This is a genomic window from Segetibacter sp. (genome assembly GCF_025963695.1).
Lineage (GTDB): Bacteria > Bacteroidota > Bacteroidia > Chitinophagales > Chitinophagaceae > Segetibacter.
The window spans coordinates 50,085-72,181 of the sequence record NZ_JAOQAH010000040.1 but is presented as its reverse complement, the minus strand read 5'-3'; the positions used below and the strand labels follow the sequence as shown (position 1 = coordinate 72,181).

Sequence of the window (22,097 nt, the reverse complement as noted above, 5' to 3'; positions counted from 1 at the left end):
GTTTATCTGAAATTTCGCTATTGAACTTTTTCCCACTTTTTGCGTGAAGGCGTAAAAAGTGGGAAACTGACTGCTGCGATTACTTCATTATTCTTTTCTGTTATCCCTGGCAAATACATTCGTTTTCTCTTCAAACAAAGAAGCAAATCTTGGGCTCTCTGTTTTTTTCCATTTATCCCAAAACGTAAAATACAATCCAAAGTTGTATTTAAATTGCTTGTGATGAAGTGAATGATGGGTTGCTCCAATAAGCCATCTTCCTATAAAATGACGATGAAAGTTAGCAGGATAGGTTTCAATTTCAAGATGGTTGATAACACTGCTAAAGGTCATTAGCGTTAGTTGAAACAGTAAAACGTACACATGCATAGGAACGAACATAATCGTCAAGGGTAAAATAATTGCCTGCAAAACGCCTTCTAAGGGATGAAATGAAAACGCTGTCCAGGCGCTTGTAGTACTACTATCATGATGAACTTTGTGTAGTAATTTGAAGACCATTGGCTGATGCATCCATCGGTGTAACCAGTAGTAATACGTCTCGTGAATAAGCAAAGAAATTAAAAGACTAAGTGGCAAATACCACAAAGGATAATCATTGAGACCCATATAAATACGGGTGTAACCCTTTTGCCATAAAATTGCAGTAAAAGCACCAGCAAAAGCAAAGATCAATGAAGTTATAGCGGACCACTTTAGCTCTCTGTAGAACTGATTTTTATCTACCTTCTTCTTACCCAAATTTCTGCTTTTCCATTTCTCACCTCTAAAACGATAAAACCAAAACTGGAACAACGCGGCTATGGCAATATATCTGCCAACCACTACTAAAAACATAACAAGCGCAGCTAACAGAAAAAAAGGTAAACTTGAAAAATCAGGCATCAAGCATTATTATATTAATAAAGTTAAACAGCGAAGTGTTAAAATTATAATACAATGGAAGGCCTGCTTTGTTCATAAAAAAACCCGGCTTTTGCCGGGCTTAATTCAAATTTTAATTTCTTCCTCATTCTGGTCGTAGAAGTGAAACTCGATGATCGTATAATTATTATTGGGTAAAACGTTTATATTAGTCTTAAACTTTTTATTCCACTTATATTTAATCGAATTAAAGAACCAGCCCTTTGTTAAATGGGAGTGAACAATTGGGTTAACAAAAAGAGTAAGATTTTTATGTTGATGTGTAACGAGATACAGAAGCTTCTTTTCTATCTCATCAATCAGCAGTAATGTCGAAGTAATTTTACCGGTACCATTGCAACTAGGGCAAACCTCAGAAGTATTTATGTTTACTTCAGGTCTCATCCTTTGCCGGGTAATTTGCATTAACCCAAATTTAGATATCGGAAGCACTGCATGTTTAGCCCGGTCGGTTCGCATGAAATTATCCATTGCATCCTGCAGTTTCTTCTTATTGTCGGGTAACTTCATATCTATAAAGTCCACCACTATAATTCCTCCAATATCTCTAAGTCTTAACTGGCGTGCAATTTCTTCCGCTGCTTCCATATTTGTCTGCAGGGCATTTTCTTCCTGGTTGTTGCTCACACTCTTATAGCCGCTATTTACATCAATAACATGTAGCGCTTCAGTGTGCTCTATTATTAAATACGCCCCACTTGGCAGGTTAACTGTTTTACCAAAAGCACTTTTAACCTGTTTAGTAATACCGTAATGATCAAAAATGGAAGCGCCATTCTGATACATACCTACTATTTCAGCTTTTTCCGGAGCTATTTTCTGAATATAGTTTTTTGTGTCATTATAAATGCCATTGTCATTTACAATAATCTTATTGAAATCTTCTGTAAGAAGATCTCTCAACATACTTGTGGCCTTAGTCTGCTCACTTAAAATCTTTGCAGGAGCCTCGGCACCTCTCAAATTTTTCTGAATACCCTTCCAGGTATTTATTAACGAAGTAAGGTCTTCATGTAACTCTGCAGTATTCTTTCCCTCTGCAGCCGTTCGTACTATTACCCCAAAATTCTTTTCCTTAATTGCTTCTACGATCTTTTGCAGCCGTTTGCGTTCTTCAGCACTATGTATTTTTTTTGAGACGGCAACTATATCGTTGAAAGGAGTGAGTACTACAAAACGGCCAGGCAAAGATATTTCACAACTAAGGCGAGGCCCCTTTGCTGCAATTGGTTCTTTTAAAATTTGAACCAAAACATTTGGCTTTCCGCTTAGAACCTCGTTTATTTTGCCTGTTTTTAAAATCTCAGGCTCTACTTCAAACTTTGTAAAATCCAACCCGCTTTCCGATTTATCCGCTACACTCAATTGGGTAAACTTTAAAATAGAGCGGGCAAACGGGCTGAGATCTGTGTAATGAAGAAAGGCATCTTTCTCAAAGCCTACATCAATAAATGCGGCGTTTAATCCGGGGATTAATTTTTTAACTCTTCCAAGATAGAGATCACCAACGCCAAAACTTGAATCTGTTTTGTCGTTATGTAGTTCAACCAACTTTTTGTCTTCCAGTAAGGCTATTTCCACTCCGTTAGGAGTAGCGTTTATAATTAATTCTTTGTTCAAAATTGCAACTTTTAAAAATTCACACAAGTTTCCCCGTAAGGAAAGTACACCATTTCGTCACCGTGTTGGACCAACACGACATTATCCTGCCACTTTTTAAATTGATAAGGTAAAGGTAAAAGTTGCAAAACAGGCGTGGCAGACCAGTTGAAAGTTGAAAATGCCGGAGAATAAGTCTACTCTCCGGCATTGCTAATGATAACAGGATGAGAAGAAAAACTACTTCTTCTTCTTATGACGATTTTTTCTCAATCTCTTTTTTCGCTTATGGGTGGCAATTTTATGACGCTTTCTTTTCTTTCCGCAAGGCATGATATAATAAATTTTAGTTTATAATTATTGTTATTGTAATGCTTTAATTCGTGTATCTAATTCTTTCTGAGCTTCAGGATTTGGAATTTTCGCTTTAACTACTTTGTACCATTTTATAGCGTCTTCTTTATCACCTTTCTGGTCATACGTTTCGGCAAGATTCAAAGTAGCCTCTAAGTTGTCCGGTTGTCTGTCAACAACAACTTTAAAGTGCTCAATAGCTTTATCAAATTGAGCGCTTCTAACACCTCCAAGACCCAATATCAAATGCCCGAAAAGGTTATTAGGATCGCGTTGCACAACCTCTCTTATCAACGATATGCCTTCCATTGGGTTGTCTGATATATTTCCAAAAATGTAGCAAGCCCCTAACCCTACTTTACTGCTATCGTTTTTAGGATTTATTTCTAAAGCTTTCTGAAAAAGAACTTTTGCATTTGTTGCTAACCAGTTCTGCATCGGAGGATCTGACTCTGTTTTAAGATTGGTTAAAAACAAATGGGCTGCAAATGTGAGGCTTTTTTCGGAATTTTCCAACTTAGCTGCTTCTGCAGTGTAATACGCATAGGGTTCAAATAGTCTTACACTGTCTTCCCAAAAGGAAGCAAGGGTCTTGTAGACCTGAAGTTGTTGGTTTTTTACGTCTCCTCTTTTTACACTGTTCTCTAAAGAGGTAACTTTTTCAAGTTGTTGTGGAGTTAATCGTTCTTTAGCGTGAGTAAGTAATTTTTCCGTTTCTATCTTTTTTTCCGCGTGAGGGGTGTTGGCGGCTACAGTGGCTGGCTTTACAGGAGGTATTGTATTACCAAAAAAAAATAAAAGGATGAATAATAAAAAGCCACCGCAGACTAATAGAATTTGTTGTTTCTTCACAATTATTGCTTATCCGGCAAATGTAGATGAAATGAAGAGGGTATTATCAGTTGTTTAGTTAAAAGAATTTGGCAAAAAAACTGCTGTTGTATTAAAATGTTTAGGAAACGTTCCCGTCCTCAAGCTTTCTTTTGCTTTTAACCTCGCTTACAAACTCTTTTGCCGGTTTAAATGCAGGAATAAAATGTTCGGGAATTTCAACGGCTATGTTTCGTTTAATATTTCTACCAATCTTAGCAGCTCTTTTTTTAGTTATGAAACTGCCAAACCCGCGTATATAAATATTTTCCCCTTTCGAAAGACTATCCTTTACTTCCTTGAACATAGTTTCTAATGTTACCAAAACATCAACCTTAGGTATGCCCGTTTTTTCTGAAATTTGATTTATTAAATCTGACTTTCTCATTGGGTAGTTATTTTTTCTTTTTTACTCAACTTCTTATAATCTGTATTGAGTAATTTATTTTTTACTAAAACCCTTTACTATTAATTTGGCTCACTTTAAGTTTAACGAACCGTTAAGCGCTCTGTGGTCCTCATATCCGACAACATGCAAAACAGTTTTAATAGGAACATAATGCGTTGGCACTTAGAGCGAAATAAAAGAATCATGCCATGGAAGGGAGAAAAAGATCCTTATAAAATTTGGATTAGCGAAATTATTCTCCAACAAACTCGTGTAATGCAAGGGTTTGCATATTATAATAATTTTATTGAGGCATTTCCGACCCTAAATGACCTCTCTTCAGCGGCAGATGAAGCAGTCTTCAAGGTGTGGGAGGGTTTAGGATATTATTCGCGCTGCAAAAACCTACTTTTTACCGCGCGCCATATACAGAACAATCTGAACGGGAAGTTTCCGGAAACGTATGAAAACCTATTAAAACTCAAGGGAGTAGGCCCTTACACGGCTGCAGCAATTTCGTCTTTTGCGTACGGACTTCCACATGCAGTGGTAGATGGGAATGTTTTTCGGGTCTTAGCAAGGTTTTTTGGGGAAGCCATTCCTATTGACTCTGTTAAGGGAAGAGAATTTTTTACTGCGCTTGCAAATGAATTACTACCTAAAAAAAGTTCTGCTGATTTTAACCAGGCGATAATGGATTTTGGTGCCACTGTTTGTAAACCTCAGTTGCCTGAATGCCGTGAGTGCATTCTTCAAAAATGCTGCCTCGCTTATAATTCTGGCTTAGTTAGTACACTTCCGGTGAAAGAAAAAAGAATGGTGAAAAGAAATCGCTTTTTTACTTATTTTGTTTTTAAAGTTGGTGAGGATCTCTTGATTCGTAAGCGTGTTGGGAAAGATATTTGGGAAAATTTATTTGAGTTTTATTTATTTGAGTCAAATAAGGAGCTGAGCTGGAAGCAAAAGGAGACTAAAAAGTGGCTAAATGAACAGTTAGGAATTACAGACTCTTCCATTATTAATATTTCTACCTGTTACAAGCAACAATTAACTCATCAGACTTTGTCTGGTAAGTTCGTAACCGTACAATTACAATCTGTTCCGGTAACTCTTCAAAGCTTTCAAAGGTTGACAAAGAAGGAGCTTTCTTTGATCCCTTTCCCAAAATTTATAAATCAATATTTACAGGAGAATGCTAATATTATCTACGAAAGAAAAGAAGCTATAATATGAAAAAAAGATCCATTTCTTGAAGGAGTTGAACGGAGCGTCGCAACTATGAAACTTTGAAAAACTTCCGCATACTTAATAAAACCCATGAAATTGACTATTAAAACAATATTTCTTTTTAATGCTTGAATTGTTTTATAAAAAAAAGTAATTTTAGAGAGCTAACCATCAGCAGGGAAGTTAATTTAAAATATGACTATCATGAGAGGTGTAAATAGAGTAATACTTATTGGCAATCTGGGCAAGGATCCGGATGTACAGTATCTGGAAGGAAATATTGGGGTAGCGAAGTTTAGTTTGGCAACTACTGAAACTTATAAAGACAGAACAGGAAAATTAGTTTCACAAACAGAATGGCATACGGTAGTTCTGTGGCGAGGTCTGGCAGATTTAGCACAAAAATATTTACATAAAGGGAGCCTTGTATATATAGAGGGAAGGCTACGAACACGAAGCTGGGAAGATAAGGAAGGCAATAAAAAATTTGCTACAGAAGTTGTTGGAGATAATCTTATTATGTTGGATAAGAGGGGTGAAGGCCCTGGTTATAATAGCGCTCACCATCATGATAATCTTGAAGGCATTAGCAATGTCGATATTCCCCCTATTGGAGAAACTGCAGAAGACCTACCTTTTTAAAATGAGATTTAATTAGTTGATATATTGCACCCGCCTTAAAGGTTAAGATGCCTTTATATTGTTAACCAAACCCTTGTTGTTTTGGATCATCATCCGGATTTGTCTTTATTTTTAAATGCTGTTAACCCTGCTGCTATAAATACGCAGGCTTCTACAATTTTAATATTTCTCCTTGTAATTTTATTACTAATATCTTTTCTTGTTTCAGGTGCTGAAGTTGCTTTCTTTTCGCTTCGGTATAAGGATATGAATATGCTTAAGACAAAGCAGCAGTCTGCTTATAAACGTATTGTTGATTTGCTGGAAGAACCTAAAACTTTGCTTGCGTCGCTGGTAATTGCAAACAGCTTCGTAAACATTTCAATTATTATTATTTCGAATTTTGTTATTGACGGACTGTTTGAATATAATACGCAATTATGGTGGGTTGAATTTTTGATAAAAGTATTGTCGGTAACTTTTTTACTTGTTTTATTTGGGGAGGTTATGCCAAAAGTAATGGCTACCCAAAATAACATCCGATTTGCAAAAGATGCAGGAGCATTGGTAGAGGCCATCTCTTACTTGTTTAAAGGTTTGAGTATACGGCTCGTGAACACTTCTGATTTCATCGAGAAGAAGCTGGCTAAAAAGTCAAATAGTTCTTACAGCCTTGAAGAACTGGACCATGCCATAGATATTACCACCGACAGTGAAGCTTCTCAGAAAGAGAAGAACATTTTAAAAGGGATTGTAAAATTCGGCAACATAACTGCCAAGCAGGTGATGAAAGCAAGGCTTGATGTAAGTGGGATAGAACATTCAACGTCTTTTGGTAATCTTGTAAAAAAAGTTGAAGAACTGCATTACAGCCGCTTGCCCGTTTACAAAGAAGATCTTGATGCAGTAGCGGGAATAATTCATACAAAAGACCTTTTGCCCCATTTAGGAAAACCAGATGATTTTGAATGGCAGCCGTTAATGAGACCACCGTTTTTTATTCATGAGCAAAAGATGATTGAAGATTTACTACAGGAATTCCAGGCAAAAAGAACACACTTTGCAATTGTGGTAGACGAGTTTGGCGGCACAAGCGGCATTGTAACACTTGAAGATATTATGGAGGAAATCATCGGGGAAATAAAGGATGAATTCGATGAAGAAGATGTGAGCTACACCAAAGTTGACGACCACAATTACATTTTTGAGGGAAAAATAATGATCTATGACGTTTGCCGGGTAATGGAGTTGCCAATGGAAACATTTGATGAGGTAAGAGGTGAAAGCGAATCGCTAGCGGGGTTAGTTTTGGAACTTGCAGGTGAAATACCTACAGCCAATGAGGTAGTATCAAACGGCGACTTTGAATTCACCGTTATAGAAATTGAAAAAAATCGCCTACAGAAAATTAAGGTTACTATCAAACCTCATTCGACCCAGTAGACGTAAATTTGAGGGTGTTAATAAAAATATCTTTGAAAAATTTATTCTCTCCTTGTTGTTTTCGATTTTCTGCTAAAGCTTTAACAAGCAGCTCCTTTGTTTTTTTTATGGCCTGCAGTTTATCTGCTGTCACTTTTCTTTCGTGCAACAGTGATTATACTCCCAAACCTAGAGGTTATTTTAGAATAGCTTTCCCCAAAAAGGAATACCGGGTTTTTAATCAGCCGGGATATCCGTACTCTTTTGAATATCCAACTTATGCAAGCGTTGTAAAAGACAGTAGCTTTTTTGGTGAGGCTACAGAAAACCCCTGGTGGATTAACATTGACTTTCCCCAATTTAATGGGCGAATTTATATAAGCTACAAGGACCCAAAGAAGGAGAAGTTCGATAAGTTAATAAGCGATTCTTATAAGTTAACTAATAAGAATACTGTAAAGGCCTATAGTATTGAGGACTCGCTTATTACAAACCCACACGACGTACATGGTATTTTTTTTAAACTTGGTGGAGATGTTGCAACTGCTAACCAATTTTTATTAACCGACACTACCAACCACTTTCTAAGAGGTGCCCTTTACTTTGATGCAACTCCTAACGAAGACTCATTAGCAATTGTGAACCGGTTTTTAATAGAGGATGTAAAACACATGATCAATACATTCAAGTGGAATTAGCCCATTTCAAAAAAGCTACTCACTCCTCTTACCTTCTGCTCGCTATTAATAAGTTGAGGTCGGTATACTTTAAATCAAATCGCTGGCTTAAGTAAAAGTTGGTAAGATGTCCTTTATATATGTAGATGCCGTTTCGCAGGTTGAAGTCGTGCCATGCCATTTCTTCCACTCCACCTTCATCACTTACATTAAGCAACAGAGGCATTAAAACGTTACTTATAGCCTGGCTGGCAGTTCGTGCAAACCCACTGGGAATGTTGGGAACGCAGTAATGAATAATTCCATGTTTAACAAAAGTTGGTTGTTCGTGGCTGGTAATTTCGCTGGTCTCAAAACATCCGCCCCTGTCGATGCTTACGTCTATAATAACACTGCCCGTTCTCATGGCAGCCACCATTTCTTCTGAAACTAAAATAGGCGTTCTTCCAAACTCACTGCTCAGTGCACCAACCGCTACTTCGCAGGTTTTTAATTGTTTTGCCAGAATTTTCGGTTCTATCACACTCGTCCACACCCTTACTCCAAGATTATTTTGCAATCGTTTTAACCGATAAACGTTGTTATCAAAAACTTTTACAGAAGCACCTAAAGCCAAGGCTGTGCGGGTAGCAAATTCACCTACAACACCAGCTCCTATGATGATAACTTTTGTAGGAGGGATACCGCTAATACCACCCAATAATACACCTTTGCCATTATTGGAACAGCCCAAATACTGGCCGGCAATCAACATGATTGCAGCACCCGCTATTTCGCTCATGCTTCTGACAATGGGGTAGGTGCCGCTATGATCCTTTAAATTCTCAAAACTTAGCGCCGTAATTTTCTTCTCCATCATTTTTTGGAGGAACTCACCCTTCATTGCCGATAAATGTATGGGAGAAATAATGGTCTGTCCCATTTGGAGTAGCGGCAAATCTTCTTCAACAACCGGTGCACTTTTTACCAGTAAAGGCGCTTTGAAAACTTCTTCCCGTTTCAATTCTATTTGAGCTCCGGCTTCACTATAGTCCCTGTCTGAATATTTGCTTCCTTCCCCGGCTAAAGATTCTATAGTTACTTTATGCCCATTACTCACCAGCACACTTACACCTTCTGGTGTCAATGCTATTCTATTCTCCTGGAATGCGGTTTCTTTCGGAATGCCGATATATAATTGCTTCCCCTGCGCCTTTATATCCAGCGTTTCTTCTAATGTTTCGTATGAAAAAGAGGTACTAATAAGGGGCTTTACAGATGCCATGTACGCACAAAGTTAATTACAGAATAATTTTGCAAGATAGGGGCTTTACAGTTTATCATTTAAAGCTAGGTTGTTTTTACCAGAATAATGGTTTGATAAACGCCCATGGTTTTGTAACAAAGATCATAACAGGTGTTCTATTTTAAAGAAAGCTGCCTTGTTTGTTTATCAACTATCCATACTGAAATATGAAGACAATCTGCGGGCAACAAAGCTGGCGCTCTTTCAGACCATTCTACCATACAAAAGCTTCCGCTAAATAAACAATCTTCTACACCTGCCTGTAATGCTTCGTCTTCGTCTTTTAACCGGTACCAATCCATATGATAGATCTGCCCTACCTTTTCGCTTTTATACTCGTTGATTATAGAATAAGTAGGGCTACCGAAAGCAGAGGAGATTTGCAGGTTTTCACAGAGAGCGTGAATAAACGTTGTCTTCCCGGCACCCATTTCGCCATGTATTGCCCAAACCTTTCGGTCTTTCCCAATCTCAAACACTTTTTCTGCTGCTTGCCTGATTTCTGATAATGTAAAAGTTAATTGCATCTATAAGGGATTGTCAAATCGCTGCAATTTCTAACTGAATTGCAACAACGTAGTAAAGATAGCACCTTCGATAAAACGGGTAGGAGATTGCTATAAAGTAACTTTGCAATCAAGACAGACTATAACCGTATTAAGATGGAAAAAGTAAATTGGAAAGTGGAGGGGATGACATGCAGTAATTGTGCGTTAAGTGTAAACAAGGTGTTACAAAAGCAGGGAATGCAGGAGATTTTAGTTAACCCAATTAGTGGAGAGGTGGTATTTGAAACGGCATCAGCAGGTGGAAATCTTGAAAAAGCGAAAAAAAATATTGAGTTATTAGGATATACAGTTAAGGCAGATGATTCGGAAACAACAATAGTACCATCAAAAAAATTCTTAAAGACTCATCTCCAGAAGTTTTGGTTCTGCCTTCCCTTTACTTTGTTATTGATGTTAGGGCATATGGGCATGTCGCTACAGTTGCATCTCTTGCACAACCCTGTAACACAGATGGCACTATGTCTGCCAGTATTTATTGTAGGCATGGGTTATTTCGGGAAAAGCGCGATTAATAGTTTGAGATCGGGGGTACCAAATATGAACGTCTTGATAGCCCTGGGAGCTACTGCTGCTTTTGTCTATAGTCTCATCGGATTAATTACCCTGGATCCTTCCAAAATTTTCTTCGAAACGGCTGCGTCTATTATAAACATCGTATTTTTTGGTAACTGGCTTGAGGACCTTTCTATAGAAAAAACCCAAAAGGCAATTAAAGAACTTACCCGAAATGAAAAGGTAATGGCGAACATGATTGCGTACGATGATCAACACAACGAAAATATTTTTCCTATAGAAAATACCTTTCTAAAAGTTGGCGACCTGCTGTTGATAAAAACAGGCGAGCAGGTACCAATGGATTGTAAAATTCTAAGTGGCGAGGCCGAAGTAAACGAAGCCATTATAACAGGCGAAAGTGTTCCTGTATTTAAAAAGCAAAATGATATACTGATTGGAGGAAGCGCCATTTCTAATGGTACTGTTAGAACTTATGTAACCGCTACCGGAAATGAAACAGTGCTTAATAGTATTGTACAAATGATGAAACAGGCCCAAAATCAAAAGCCGCCCGTGCAGAAGCTGGTGGACAGAATTGCAGCAATATTTGTTCCTGTAGTCATTTCTATTTCCCTGCTTACGCTTGCAATTAATTACTTTTTTGTTGAAACTACTTTCCAGGAAAGCCTGATGAGAGCTATTGCAGTGTTGGTTATATCGTGTCCTTGTGCTATGGGGTTAGCAACGCCAGCAGCTATTGCTGTTGGTTTGGGCAGAGCTGCTAAAGAAGGCATATTGTTTACCGATGCAAAAAGTATGGAGTTATTTCGAAACATTAAGCAAATAGTATTTGATAAAACCGGAACACTTACAAATGGAAAATTTAGCATCACCAGTTTTAAGTCTTTAATAGACGAGGAAGAATTTAGAAGAATTGTTTTTTCGCTAGAAAACATGTCAAATCATCCAATTGCAAAAAGTATTTCTGATGCATGGAAAGTTAATAAACCGATAAGATGGAAGAAAACGGAAGAGATAAAAGGTCTCGGACTGAAAGCCGAAGACAAAGCAGGAAATCTTTATTCCATCGGTTCTTCGAAAATTGATCCGGCTATTGTTGACGATGGCCATCATTTATATGTAACCAAGAACGGCAAGGCACTTGGGTGGATAGATATAGCAGATGAACTTCGACCCGAGGCCGCGGACGTAATAGGCTTTTGCAAAAAAAAGGGGATCAAAACAATTTTATTAAGCGGTGACTCTAATGCAAAAACAAAACAAATTGCAGATCAACTTAAAATTGACGAATTCTTTGCCGAAAATACACCGCAACAAAAACTTGAAAAGATTGCACAACTTGTGAAAGAACAACCGACTGTGATGGTTGGTGATGGTATTAATGATGCACCCGCCCTTGCAAAAGCAACCATCAGTATTTCTTTAAGCAAAGCATCGCAGTTAGCAATTCAAAGTGCTTCTGTGGTTTTGATGGATAGTGGACTAAAAAAGCTGCCAATGGCAATACAACTAGGAAAGCATACTTATGGCACTATAAAAGGTAATTTATTCTGGGCTTTCCTATACAATATTATTGCTATACCGATTGCTGCTGTTGGCTTACTTACTCCCACCGCCGGTGCTTTAGTTATGGGTTTAAGTGATGTGGTATTGGCCGCAAATTCTTTATGGTTGAAATGGAAGAAAGTACTTTGAGTTTTATAAACAACCACTTTTAGTAGTTGCCGCCTTCACAGCTATTAATCAGCGCGATTTTTCTAAAACAAACTTTTATGATTTAGCTTACCACCATTAGAAGGTAAATTGCATAATGGTCGAAGTGGAAACTCCGCCAAATATTAAATCAATTTACCTTTTTGCCTTTACCACAAGAAATACTGAAACAATATTGGGGACACCATTTCTTCCGCCCTTTGCAGGAAGAAATCATCAATGCTGTAATGGATGGTAAAGATGTGTTGGCACTACTACCAACAGGTGGGGGTAAATCAATTTGCTTTCAAATTCCTGCTTTAGCTAAAGAAGGGTTGTGCCTTGTCATAAGCCCTCTCATTTCCTTGATGAAAGACCAGGTGGAAAACCTGAAGAAGCGAAATATCCCCGCACTTTCCATTCACAGTGGCATGACGTATTTCGAGGTAAAGCAAACGTTACAAAATGCAGCATTTGGTCCGTATAAATTCTTGTACGTTTCGCCCGAACGACTAGAGACAAACCTTTTTAAAGAATATCTACCTGCATTTAATTTAAACCTTATTGCTATCGACGAAGCCCATTGTATCTCTCAATGGGGTTACGATTTTCGCCCACCTTATTTACGTATTGCAGGCGTCCGTAAAGAATTTCCTACTGTGCCTGTGCTTGCATTAACTGCTTCAGCAACACCAATTGTTCAAGAGGACATTTGTGATAAGCTGAATTTTAAAAAGCAACACGTTTTCAGGCAATCTTTTGAAAAACCCAATCTTTCATTCAGTGTTTTTAAGGCCGAAAGCAAGTTTAATAAGCTGCTTGAAATCTTACAAAAAGTACCGGGAAGCGCAATTGTTTATTGCCGTAACAGAAAAAGGACAAAAGAATTCGCTAACCTTCTAAAGCTAAATAATATTTCTGCTGGCTACTACCACGCGGGCTTGTTACAAGATGAACGAAATGAAAAGCAGGAAGATTGGATTGAAAACAGAACAAGGGTAATTGTTTCAACGAACGCTTTTGGAATGGGGATAGATAAGCCTGATGTAAGAGTCGTAGTGCATATCGATATTCCCGATAGCCTGGAGAACTATTACCAGGAAGCCGGACGTGCCGGAAGAGATGGCAAGAGGGCGTTTGCTGTTTTATTGTGTACGCAAAATGAAGTCGAGGATTTAAAGAAGTTGCCTGAACAGAAATATCCTTCCATAATTGAAATTAAAAAAGTTTATCAAGCGCTTGCAAACCACCTGCAAATACCGGTAGGGGGTGGCGAAGGAATGTATTACGACTTCAATCTAAACGACTTCGTTCTCAACTTTAAACTCGATATTTTCCTGGTCATCAATGCCATTAAAGCGTTAGAACAGGAAGGCATTCTTAGTTTTAACGAACAGGTTTTTATACCCGCAAAAGTTGGTTTCACTTGCACTAAAGAAAACCTCCTTCAATTCGAAAATTCTCATCCTCCACTTGAAAACCTGATCAAATATTTGCTCCGCAGCTACGAAGGTGTTTTCGATAATGAAGTATCGATTAATGAAAAATTGATATCGAGGTTAACCAAATTACCTGCTCAAGAACTTTCAGATCAATTAAAGGAGTTACAAGCTTTTGGTGTTGTTAATTATAAACCGCAAAAAGAAACGCCTCAAATATTTCTCCTGCAAAACCGTGCACCTGCCGAGCACCTTACTTTTCATCATGAAGCATATCTTAAGCGAAAGCAACAATATCAATTAAGAATTGATGCAATGGAAAAGTATGTGTTGTTAGAACGGGATTGCCGGAGCCAATATATCGGAAGATATTTTGGTGATGTAGACATGAAGAGGTGTGGCTCCTGCGATGTTTGTTTGCAGCAAAAAAAACTTCCTCTATCAATTGAAGAGTTTGGAACTATCAGCAATAAGATTTTAGCAATTTTAGAAAATCCTACTGCCATCCAACAACTTCTGGAAAAACTAAACGGTTTTAAAAAAGATAAGATCTGGAAGGTTTTAGATTACCTGCAGCAGGAAGGAAAAGTTATAGTAAATGAGAAAGGACTGGTAGCACCAGTTTTAAAAAAAATTTGAACAACTATGCGGAAGCTTTATCAAGGCCGCCAGAGGTAATAGAATTGGTAGAATTGAAAAAATATATAACTAAACGTGGCAACCTATATATCAAAACCAACTTTTACTTCTTCTGCTTCTTCCACCCAGGCCAAGGGCACCCAGCAAACTTCGTGTTATAATATTTGCTGCAGTTCTTCCCGCGCTTTTTACCAATGGGCTGTCAAAAAACCCTTCCTCTTTTTTAGCACTTCGTTTCTCTGCTTGTGCTTCTTTTTTCTTTTCCTCCTGTTCTTTGGTGTTTTCTGCAGCCTCTTCCAGTTTAGCTGTTAATATTTCATACGCGCTTTCGCTATCAACCGACTTATTGTACTTAGCAGCAAGCTTGCTTTCACCAACAATCGTATCCATTTCTTCATCGGTCAACACATCCATCCTGCTTTGCGGGGGGGCAAGCATAGCATGTACAAGTGGTGTAGGAATACCCTTTTCATTTAGCGTTGTAATGAAGGCTTCACCTATACCCATTTGGGTTATCAGTTCATTTGTTTCATAAAAAATAGTTTCAGGATAGTTTTCAGCAGTCTGTTTAATCACTTTTCTATCAACTGCGGTAAATGCCCTTAACGCATGCTGAACTTTCATACCTAACTGGCTTAACACGCCTGCCGGTACATCCATCGGATTTTGGGTGACAAAGAAAATTCCAATTCCCTTTGATCTGATTAGCTTGATAACGGTTTCAATTTGCTGCATCAATGCCTGGCTCGCCTCCTGGAAAATCAGGTGAGCTTCATCAATAAACATCACCAGTTTTGGTTTATCAAGATCACCTTCTTCCGGACTGATCGCATACAATTCTGCCAGCATTTGGAGCATAAATGTCGAAAATAGCTTCGGACGATCTTGCAGGTCGGTCACCCTTAACACGTTTATCATGCCCCTTCCGTCGTCGCTTATTTTCATCAAGTCTTCAACTTCAAAACTTCTTTCTCCAAAAAAAATGTCGGCTTTTTGTTGTTGCAGCTCCACTACCTTTCTCAAAATCGTACCGGTTGTGGTAGTTGCTATTTTGCCGTAATCTTTTTCAATTTCAGCCCTGCCTTCGTTACCAACATATTGCAATACTTTAATAAAATCTTTTAAATCGAGCAACGGCCATTTGTTGTCGTCACAATATTTAAAAATCATCGCCACCAGCCCCGCTTGTGTATCATTAAGCCCCAATATTTTCGACAGTAACACAGGTCCAAATTCGCTCACTGTCGCCCTCAGCCTTACACCTTTTTCATTGCTTAACGTTAGCAGTTCAACCGGATAGTTAGTTGGTGTATACGTTTCGCCTAACTTTCCGCAACGCTCAAGAATGTTTGTGTTTGAAGACCCCGGCATGGCAATCCCGCTTAAGTCTCCCTTTATATCCATTAACAAAACCGGAACACTCGCGTTACTCAAACCCTCGCTAATCATTTGCAGCGTTTTTGTTTTACCGGTTCCTGTAGCCCCCGAGATTAACCCGTGTCTGTTCATTGTCTTTAGTGGTACATAAACATCCGCATCTGGCACAACTTCTCCATCAAGCATTGCTCTGCCAATTTTTATAGCCTCTCCCTTAAAAGTGTAACCCGTTTTTATTGCCTCTATAAATTTTTGCTTATCTGCCATCGAAAGAATTTTTTTTTGATATAAGTGCGAACGCAATTTTTTGGAACAAACATTTCAATTAGTATCGCCACTCTTGCGTCGCACTCTTGTACTTTTTTATTTCTACTCTTCACAGTCTCCGCTATCACGGCCCTACTCGTTTCATAAGATTACAATAAACCCCAATTACGTTGTCTTCTCCCTGAATAGTTTACAAATTTAAAGCTGTAACAATTATCGAGCAGCCCGTTTGGAATTTTGAGTTGTCCCTAAAATAGGTATACAGATTTTATTTGTAATATGTTTTGCAAGATAGTTTAAAGAGGCTGAGACGGCTCAATTAACAGCGCAAGACTCTGCCTCTTTTTACGGTTATATTCTTTTTTCTCCCACAACATCTTTAGTTCACCTTTTTGCAGTGGGCTTTATGCTGTGTCATCATTTCTATTCTTATATACCAGCGCTTATTGTTATAAATATGGAATTGCTTTGTTTATAGCTGCTCGGGCTTCCTGCCAATCTTTGTATTTCTTATAGTAATGCTGTTTTCAATATTCCATTTACTCTTTCTGCCACTGCATTCTTGTACGCACTTCCACTTTCAGTCATGCTTATCACCGCTTTCTTCTTTGTAAGGATAGACGTGTATTTAGGGCAATACTGCACTCCACTATCTGAATAATGGATCACCACCTTCTACCCTATTGTCTTTTATAGCCCTCTGCAATGCTATTATTGTGCCTTTTACAGAATAACTGTCCGACAACTAATAGCACTTTAAAGGTTCAGTAGTTTGTCTTCCCATTCAACAATTTCCTGCCAATCTTTTGTGACCAAGTTGATCAACGCCTTCCCGATCTTATCTTTACCGAGAATGGAAAAGTCAAATTTTATAGATTACATCCGCATTTTTGCTAAGAGCGGACACGGCGGTGCAGGAAGCCGACATTTCATGAGAAATAAACTAACGGCAATGGGCGGACCTGATGGCGGTGATGGTGGCCGTGGTGGACACATTATTCTAAGAGGAAACAAACAGTTGTGGACGTTGCTGCACTTGAGATACTACAAGAACGTACTAGCCGACGATGGCGAGAACGGCAGCAAGAATAATTGTACGGGGCGCGAAGGTAAAGATGTGATTATCGAAGTGCCGTTAGGTACTGTTGCAAAAGATGAAGAAACCGGTAAAGTAGATGCTGAAATATTAGAAGACGGCCAGGAAGTGATCTGGCTTAAAGGCGGGCGGGGTGGCTTGGGCAACTCAAATTTTGCCACACCTACAAACCAGGCGCCTGAGCATCACCAGCCGGGAGAAGAAGGCGTTGAAGGATGGAAAGTAATTGAGCTGAAAGTGTTGGCAGATGTTGGCCTGGTTGGATTTCCTAATGCAGGAAAATCTACTTTATTGTCCGTAATTACTGCTGCACGGCCAAAGATTGCTGACTATGCATTTACTACGCTAACACCGCAATTAGGAATGGTTGAATACCGCGATGGAAGAAGCTTTTGTATTGCTGATCTACCAGGTATTATTGAAGGTGCTGCAGAAGGCAAAGGCCTGGGGCATCGGTTCTTAAGACATATAGAGCGGAATGCCTGCTTATTGTTTTTAATTCCTGCAGATAGTAAAGGTCATCGCAAGGAGTTTGATATCCTGCATAATGAACTCGAAGAATACAACCCTGAATTGCTTCAGAAAGATTTCATTATTGCCATTAGCAAAAGCGATATGCTTGATGATGAGTTAAAGGAAGAAATTACCAAAGAATTGCCTGATAATATCCCGCATATTTTTATATCATCCGTAACTCAAAAAGGACTTACAGAGTTAAAAGATCTTTTATGGAACACCCTGAACAAACCAGTATAAAAAGTCAAAGGTAAAAACCTAAAGTACAAAATAACGAACGTTAGTTTGTAAAGCGTTGACTAGTAAGAGTAAAAGAAAGTAACAATTCCTTAATATTAGATTTATTGCTTTCTAATTTTCTCTCTTATCTTTGTTTCAACAACGCCAAAAAGCTTTTCACAAGCTTTTAAATGAAACTATCCTCCGGTTGCTTCCTCCCGATTCTTCTAACAGATTGCTATAAAACATTGCTTGTTTAAACGGTTGCTGTCCCAAGTTTTTTTATCACGTTTAAACATAACAATTATGAAAAAGCAATCAACAAAAGCAATTTCAACCAAGGTCTTTACATTTTTATTTGCTGTGTTAGTCTCTTGCACTTTTGCGCAAAAAACCTATGCGCTTCCCGACAGTACAACCGTTAAAGGAGTAGAGGTTACCTACCAGGGGCTACGAGACAAAAAATTAGTCTTCATTGTTAACTACAAAAATGATTTATCTCAGCCTTTTCAACTGACCGTCAGGAATGATCAGGACCAGATAATTTACGCCAGCAAATTCGACGCTGCCCCTTTAAACAAAACAATGCTGTTTTCCGAATTTCCCGAAAACTCTAAGCTTACCTTTTTAATAACCGCGGGTAAGGAGAAAATTACACAAGCTTTTCAAATTAACACCCAGGTAAGAACTGTTGAAGAATTTATTGTGAAAGGAATTTAATAATGAACTATATGAGCCATTCCTAATACTTTGAAAACTTCCCTTATAAAGCCCTCTTCCGGAGGGCTTTACTGATTTATCTCATTTCTAACAGCAGGTATTTTCAAGTCGTCACTTAAGTCCGGCTTTATGTCTTTAGGCAACAAGCCCGTTTTGGCTGAGGCATCAAAAAAGGTCCAGCTTTTTCCATTGTCTAATGACTCGCCAATCAGGTAAGTTGTTTTATCTAACGTTGTGCCCTGCTGCTCCATCTTCATATGTTGTTCTACTACACATTGCACGTCTTTATCGGTTGTCACTACCTGCAGTAGGCTGCCTATTGTTATACTTTTAACAACCGTATCTGGAATTTGCTTCATCTGCATTGTAATGAATGATGCAAATGCTTCAGCTCCTCCCATCCGGCTAGTCATGTTTGGATGATTATATTTCACAAACGAGCCCCAATCTTTTCTTCTAAACGCTGCCAACATACTATCTCCTGACCGATAAATATTTTCTTCCGTTTCATTTTTTGGCTCTCTCTTATCTGCTTTTTCAATTGTAGCAACATCTTGTGCATTGCATGAAAAAAGCAATAAGAGAACAAAAACCGTAAAAGCTCTACTCATCTATTTACTATCTAATTTGATCTTATTTTAAAAAACTTCCCACTTATTGATGGCACCTGCTTTTAAATTCTTACTGCTGTGCCTGTAGCCAGTACCATTAACATGCTGCTTCCTGTGCCTACCGTTTCAAAGTCCAGGTTTATGCCTACGATTGCATTAGCTCCAATACTTTGCGCTTTTCTAATCAATTCATTTATCGCATTTGTTCTGGCTTCGTCCACTACTTTTTCGTAAGTCGCGCTTCTTCCACCCGCTATATCGCGAAAGACAGCCAACACATCTTTAAGAATATTTGCTCCAATAATTGATTCCGAACTTATAATGCCGAGATACTGTTGTATTGGCTGCCCTTCTATAGTAGGCGTTGTCGTTGTAATCATAAAAATTATTATTTAAGATTGAATGTACTTATAAGATTTATTGGTTTCGGCGTTTGAATACCAACATCTGTGGCTACTAGTAAAACTAAGTTTTTTTATAGGAGGACGCGACCAGGTTAGGTGGGAAAATAATATATCGTAGAAAAAGTTGCTTATGGATGTGGGGATGAACGAAATGCGACGCAAGAATGATGCATAAAATACAAATGTTTGTAACCAAATTCTTACTCGCAATAGTAGAAGTTTGTTGAATAAATTCTGCAATTTATTTACAGCGTCCATCAAATTTACTTGCCTTTATTAATCATTCATTACTTTGTCAGTATCATAGCTTCAATATGTTATGGGCGCAGTTATTTAGCTATTTGTTGAAAACTAACGAGTTCGGTGCTTTTATTTCTTTTAAAGGAAATACTCCTATGAAAAAAAACTTTTTTCTTATTGTTATTTTGTTCGCCAACTTTCAGTTTAGTGGGGCACAAACCATACAAAAAATTGCGAATGGGATTTGGAAGATAACCTATGGTACTCCTGAGAAGTACTTACCTACAACGTTTAAAAATCCACCTGCAACCGAAGGACTAAACAAGATGCAGCAGGTGGCCACTCCCCCCATCGATGTAAAAAATATTCATTTTTCCCAGATGGCAAAAGGGGTTTTGGCTGAAATTAAGATAGATACTTCAGAAAGGTTTTATGGCTTTGGACTTCAAACAAACACTTTTGATCAAACGGGAATGCGTCGTGAAATACGTACCAATAGCTGGATCGTTGGTAATATTGGATTTGGTCATGCACCTATGCCTTTTTATATCTCAACAAAGGGTTATGGTGTGGTCGTTAACTCTTCCCGTTATGTTACTTTCTATATGGCTTCAAAAGGCAAGCTGGATGAACGTGTGCGGAACAAAAAACTAAACCCAAGGGAACAAAAAATAGAGCTGAGCACAGTTAATTTATACGGCAAGGCTGTAACCCCCTCAAACGAAGTAGCTATACAAATAGAAGGTACAAAGGGAATTGAAATATATGTTTTTGCGGGTCCTGACATGATGCAGGTAATGCAACGTTATAATCTTTTCTCTGGTGGTGGTGGCATTCCTCCTTTGTGGGGACTAGGATTTAAGTACAGGGCTAAAGCAACTTTTACTGACAAACAAATAGAACAAACGGGACAATACTTTAGGGATAATGATATCCCTTGCGATATGATGGGACTAGAGCCGGGATGGCAAACAGCATCTTACTCTTGCTCCTTTGCCTGGAACCCTAAAAACTTCCCGGTGCCAGACTCATTTATTAGCAAGATGAGTAACAATGGGTTTAAGTTGAACCTTTGGGAGCATGCCTACACCCATCCCACTTCACCCATATTTGAAAAGATTGCTCCTTATTCATCTAACTACACTGTTTGGGGCGGCGCTGTACCCGATTTTATCTCTGCCGGTGGACGTAAGGTTTTTGGAGACTACCATGAGAATGAATTTGTAAAAAAAGGTATTACATCTTTCAAACTGGATGAGTGCGATGCTGCAGATTACAACAAGGCCGACCGCGAATGGAGTTTCCCTGACATAGCTACTTTTCCGTCTGGTGTGGATGGTGAACACATGCGGCAATTGTATGGATTGCTGTACCAGCAAACCATGCTAAACCTGTATCGCAAAAACAATATGCGCACCATGTTTGATGTACGTGCTTCGCACCTGTATGCTGCACCGTATACTTCAGCTTTGTATTCGGATATGTATAGCCATTCTGATTTTGTAAGAATGGTTGCTAATTCCGGTTTTTCGGGCGTTAACTGGTCACCTGAAATAAGGGAGACTGCCAATGACGCTGATTTAATAAGACGACTACAAACGATTCTGATGTCGTCTCATATGGTAGTAAACTGCTGGTATTTGAATTTGCCCCCCTGGTTACAATATAATATTGAGAAAAACAGCGCCCACGAACTACTTCCAAATTATAAAGACCTGGAGCAGAAGGCCAAGAAGTTAATTCAATTACGGATGAGCTTGTTGCCTTACTTGTATGCAGCGTTTGCTAAATATCATTATGAAGGCACACCTCCTTTCAGGGCATTAATACTCGATTATCCTACCGACAAAAACACCTGGAAAATAGATGATGAATACATGATGGGTGAAAGCCTTTTGTGTGCCCCTTTTATAGATAGTTCCTCAGAAAGATCTGTTTATCTTCCGGCCGGTAACTGGTACGACTATAACACCAACAAAAAGTACGAGGGAGGCAGATCGTACAAAATCTCAATGACTCTTGATCAAATTCCAATGTTTGTTAAAGACAACACGCTATTACCACTTGCTGAACCAGTTGAATACGTTACACCTGCTACTGTTTTTAATGTGTCTTGTAAAATTTATGGAAATCCAACTGCTACGGTGAAGCTGTTTGAGGACAACAGCACGAATAACAACTTCGAGAAAGGTCAATACAACTGGCTTCATCTCTCCTGGAAAAACACAAACGGAACCTCAACCCGTACGGGAAGCTTTAAAAAAGAATTGTATAAAATTGTTGAATGGCAAAAGGTTGCCGACTAGCTAAAGTATTGCTGGGTTGAAATAACTTTTGTTTTTAAAAAATGTCCCTGAAAGATTATTAAAGCTCGTTCGTAAATTAACGTATCTAAACTTTCTTTCAATATTCAAAATAATACTCC

The 22,097-nt window shown here is 38.5% G+C and carries 20 protein-coding genes; 9 read left to right on the top strand and 11 right to left on the bottom strand.

The annotated features are described in order from the left end of the window. Positions 1 to 87: 87 nt before the first annotated feature. The 5 genes from JWR87_RS07045 to JWR87_RS07030 form a co-directional block, all read right to left on the bottom strand. A complete protein-coding gene (locus JWR87_RS07045; RefSeq protein ID WP_297817465.1) occupies positions 88 to 885 on the bottom strand; it encodes a sterol desaturase family protein in 798 nt (265 codons plus the stop codon). Between the two features lie 105 nt (positions 886 to 990). Continuing rightward, entirely contained in the window at positions 991 to 2,544 is a 1,554-nt protein-coding gene (locus JWR87_RS07040) for an Rne/Rng family ribonuclease (protein ID WP_297817462.1), read from the bottom strand. 219 nt (positions 2,545 to 2,763) lie between these two features. Beyond that, the gene (locus tag JWR87_RS20255) at positions 2,764 to 2,856 is read right to left on the bottom strand and encodes an AURKAIP1/COX24 domain-containing protein (RefSeq protein ID WP_229687964.1); all 93 of its coding nucleotides are present in this window, start codon (positions 2,854 to 2,856) and stop codon (positions 2,764 to 2,766) included. Positions 2,857 to 2,886: 30 nt separating this feature from the next. Further along, positions 2,887 to 3,729 (bottom strand): tetratricopeptide repeat protein, encoded by an 843-nt coding sequence (locus JWR87_RS07035; protein ID WP_297817459.1) that lies wholly within the window; start codon positions 3,727 to 3,729, stop codon positions 2,887 to 2,889. A gap of 100 nt (positions 3,730 to 3,829) precedes the next feature. Beyond that, on the bottom strand, positions 3,830 to 4,135 hold the full coding sequence (locus JWR87_RS07030) for an HU family DNA-binding protein (RefSeq protein ID WP_297817456.1): 306 nt from the start codon (positions 4,133 to 4,135) through the stop codon (positions 3,830 to 3,832). A 144-nt stretch (positions 4,136 to 4,279) separates the two neighbouring features. On the opposite strand from JWR87_RS07030, the gene mutY reads away from it, so the two are divergent. The 4 genes from mutY to JWR87_RS07010 all read left to right on the top strand — a co-directional run bounded on the left by mutY (position 4,280) and on the right by JWR87_RS07010 (position 8,103). Next, entirely contained in the window at positions 4,280 to 5,368 is a 1,089-nt protein-coding gene (gene mutY, locus JWR87_RS07025; protein ID WP_297817453.1) for an A/G-specific adenine glycosylase, read from the top strand. Positions 5,369 to 5,557: 189 nt separating this feature from the next. Next, positions 5,558 to 6,004, top strand: coding sequence for a single-stranded DNA-binding protein (locus tag JWR87_RS07020; protein ID WP_297817450.1), 447 nt, complete (start codon positions 5,558 to 5,560; stop codon positions 6,002 to 6,004). 81 nt (positions 6,005 to 6,085) lie between these two features. Continuing rightward, positions 6,086 to 7,426, top strand: coding sequence for a gliding motility-associated protein GldE (gldE, locus tag JWR87_RS07015; RefSeq protein WP_297817447.1), 1,341 nt, complete (start codon positions 6,086 to 6,088; stop codon positions 7,424 to 7,426). A 107-nt stretch (positions 7,427 to 7,533) separates the two neighbouring features. Beyond that, positions 7,534 to 8,103 (top strand): hypothetical protein, encoded by a 570-nt coding sequence (locus JWR87_RS07010; RefSeq protein WP_297817444.1) that lies wholly within the window; start codon positions 7,534 to 7,536, stop codon positions 8,101 to 8,103. 28 nt (positions 8,104 to 8,131) lie between these two features. On the opposite strand, the gene JWR87_RS07005 is transcribed toward JWR87_RS07010, so the two are convergent. Both JWR87_RS07005 and tsaE read right to left on the bottom strand, forming a co-directional pair. Continuing rightward, positions 8,132 to 9,346 carry an alanine dehydrogenase gene (locus JWR87_RS07005; RefSeq protein ID WP_297817441.1) on the bottom strand — a complete coding sequence of 405 codons (1,215 nt, stop codon included), beginning with the start codon at positions 9,344 to 9,346 and terminating at the stop codon, positions 8,132 to 8,134. A gap of 137 nt (positions 9,347 to 9,483) precedes the next feature. After that, positions 9,484 to 9,894 (bottom strand): tRNA (adenosine(37)-N6)-threonylcarbamoyltransferase complex ATPase subunit type 1 TsaE, encoded by a 411-nt coding sequence (tsaE, locus tag JWR87_RS07000; protein WP_297817438.1) that lies wholly within the window; start codon positions 9,892 to 9,894, stop codon positions 9,484 to 9,486. Between the two features lie 135 nt (positions 9,895 to 10,029). Between tsaE and JWR87_RS06995 the strand changes: the two genes are divergently transcribed. Together JWR87_RS06995 and JWR87_RS06990 are read left to right on the top strand one after the other, a co-directional pair. Next, entirely contained in the window at positions 10,030 to 12,147 is a 2,118-nt protein-coding gene (locus tag JWR87_RS06995; RefSeq protein WP_297817435.1) for a cation-translocating P-type ATPase, read from the top strand. Positions 12,148 to 12,308: 161 nt separating this feature from the next. Then, positions 12,309 to 14,222: an ATP-dependent DNA helicase RecQ gene (locus JWR87_RS06990; protein WP_297817432.1), complete on the top strand. Its 1,914-nt coding sequence runs from the start codon at positions 12,309 to 12,311 to the stop codon at positions 14,220 to 14,222. Between the two features lie 90 nt (positions 14,223 to 14,312). Here the strand turns inward: JWR87_RS06990 and JWR87_RS06985 are convergent, their stop codons facing one another. Next, on the bottom strand, positions 14,313 to 15,866 hold the full coding sequence (locus JWR87_RS06985; protein ID WP_297817428.1) for a helicase HerA-like domain-containing protein: 1,554 nt from the start codon (positions 15,864 to 15,866) through the stop codon (positions 14,313 to 14,315). A 510-nt stretch (positions 15,867 to 16,376) separates the two neighbouring features. Continuing rightward, a complete protein-coding gene (locus JWR87_RS06980) occupies positions 16,377 to 16,535 on the bottom strand; it encodes a hypothetical protein (RefSeq protein ID WP_297817425.1) in 159 nt (52 codons plus the stop codon). 184 nt (positions 16,536 to 16,719) lie between these two features. Here JWR87_RS06980 and obgE point away from each other — a divergent pair, with 184 nt between their 5' ends. Both obgE and JWR87_RS06970 read left to right on the top strand, forming a co-directional pair. Continuing rightward, entirely contained in the window at positions 16,720 to 17,718 is a 999-nt protein-coding gene (gene obgE, locus JWR87_RS06975) for a GTPase ObgE (RefSeq protein WP_297817422.1), read from the top strand. A gap of 285 nt (positions 17,719 to 18,003) precedes the next feature. Further along, positions 18,004 to 18,417, top strand: coding sequence for a hypothetical protein (locus JWR87_RS06970; protein ID WP_297817418.1), 414 nt, complete (start codon positions 18,004 to 18,006; stop codon positions 18,415 to 18,417). Positions 18,418 to 18,485: 68 nt separating this feature from the next. Here the strand turns inward: JWR87_RS06970 and JWR87_RS06965 are convergent, their stop codons facing one another. Then, positions 18,486 to 19,028, bottom strand: a complete 543-nt coding sequence (locus JWR87_RS06965) for a hypothetical protein (RefSeq protein ID WP_297817415.1) — start codon at positions 19,026 to 19,028, stop codon at positions 18,486 to 18,488. Between the two features lie 62 nt (positions 19,029 to 19,090). Beyond that, a complete protein-coding gene (locus JWR87_RS06960; protein ID WP_297817412.1) occupies positions 19,091 to 19,408 on the bottom strand; it encodes a heavy metal-binding domain-containing protein in 318 nt (105 codons plus the stop codon). A gap of 419 nt (positions 19,409 to 19,827) precedes the next feature. Here JWR87_RS06960 and JWR87_RS06955 point away from each other — a divergent pair, with 419 nt between their 5' ends. Continuing rightward, on the top strand, positions 19,828 to 21,978 hold the full coding sequence (locus tag JWR87_RS06955) for a TIM-barrel domain-containing protein (RefSeq protein WP_297817411.1): 2,151 nt from the start codon (positions 19,828 to 19,830) through the stop codon (positions 21,976 to 21,978). Positions 21,979 to 22,097 lie beyond the last annotated feature (119 nt).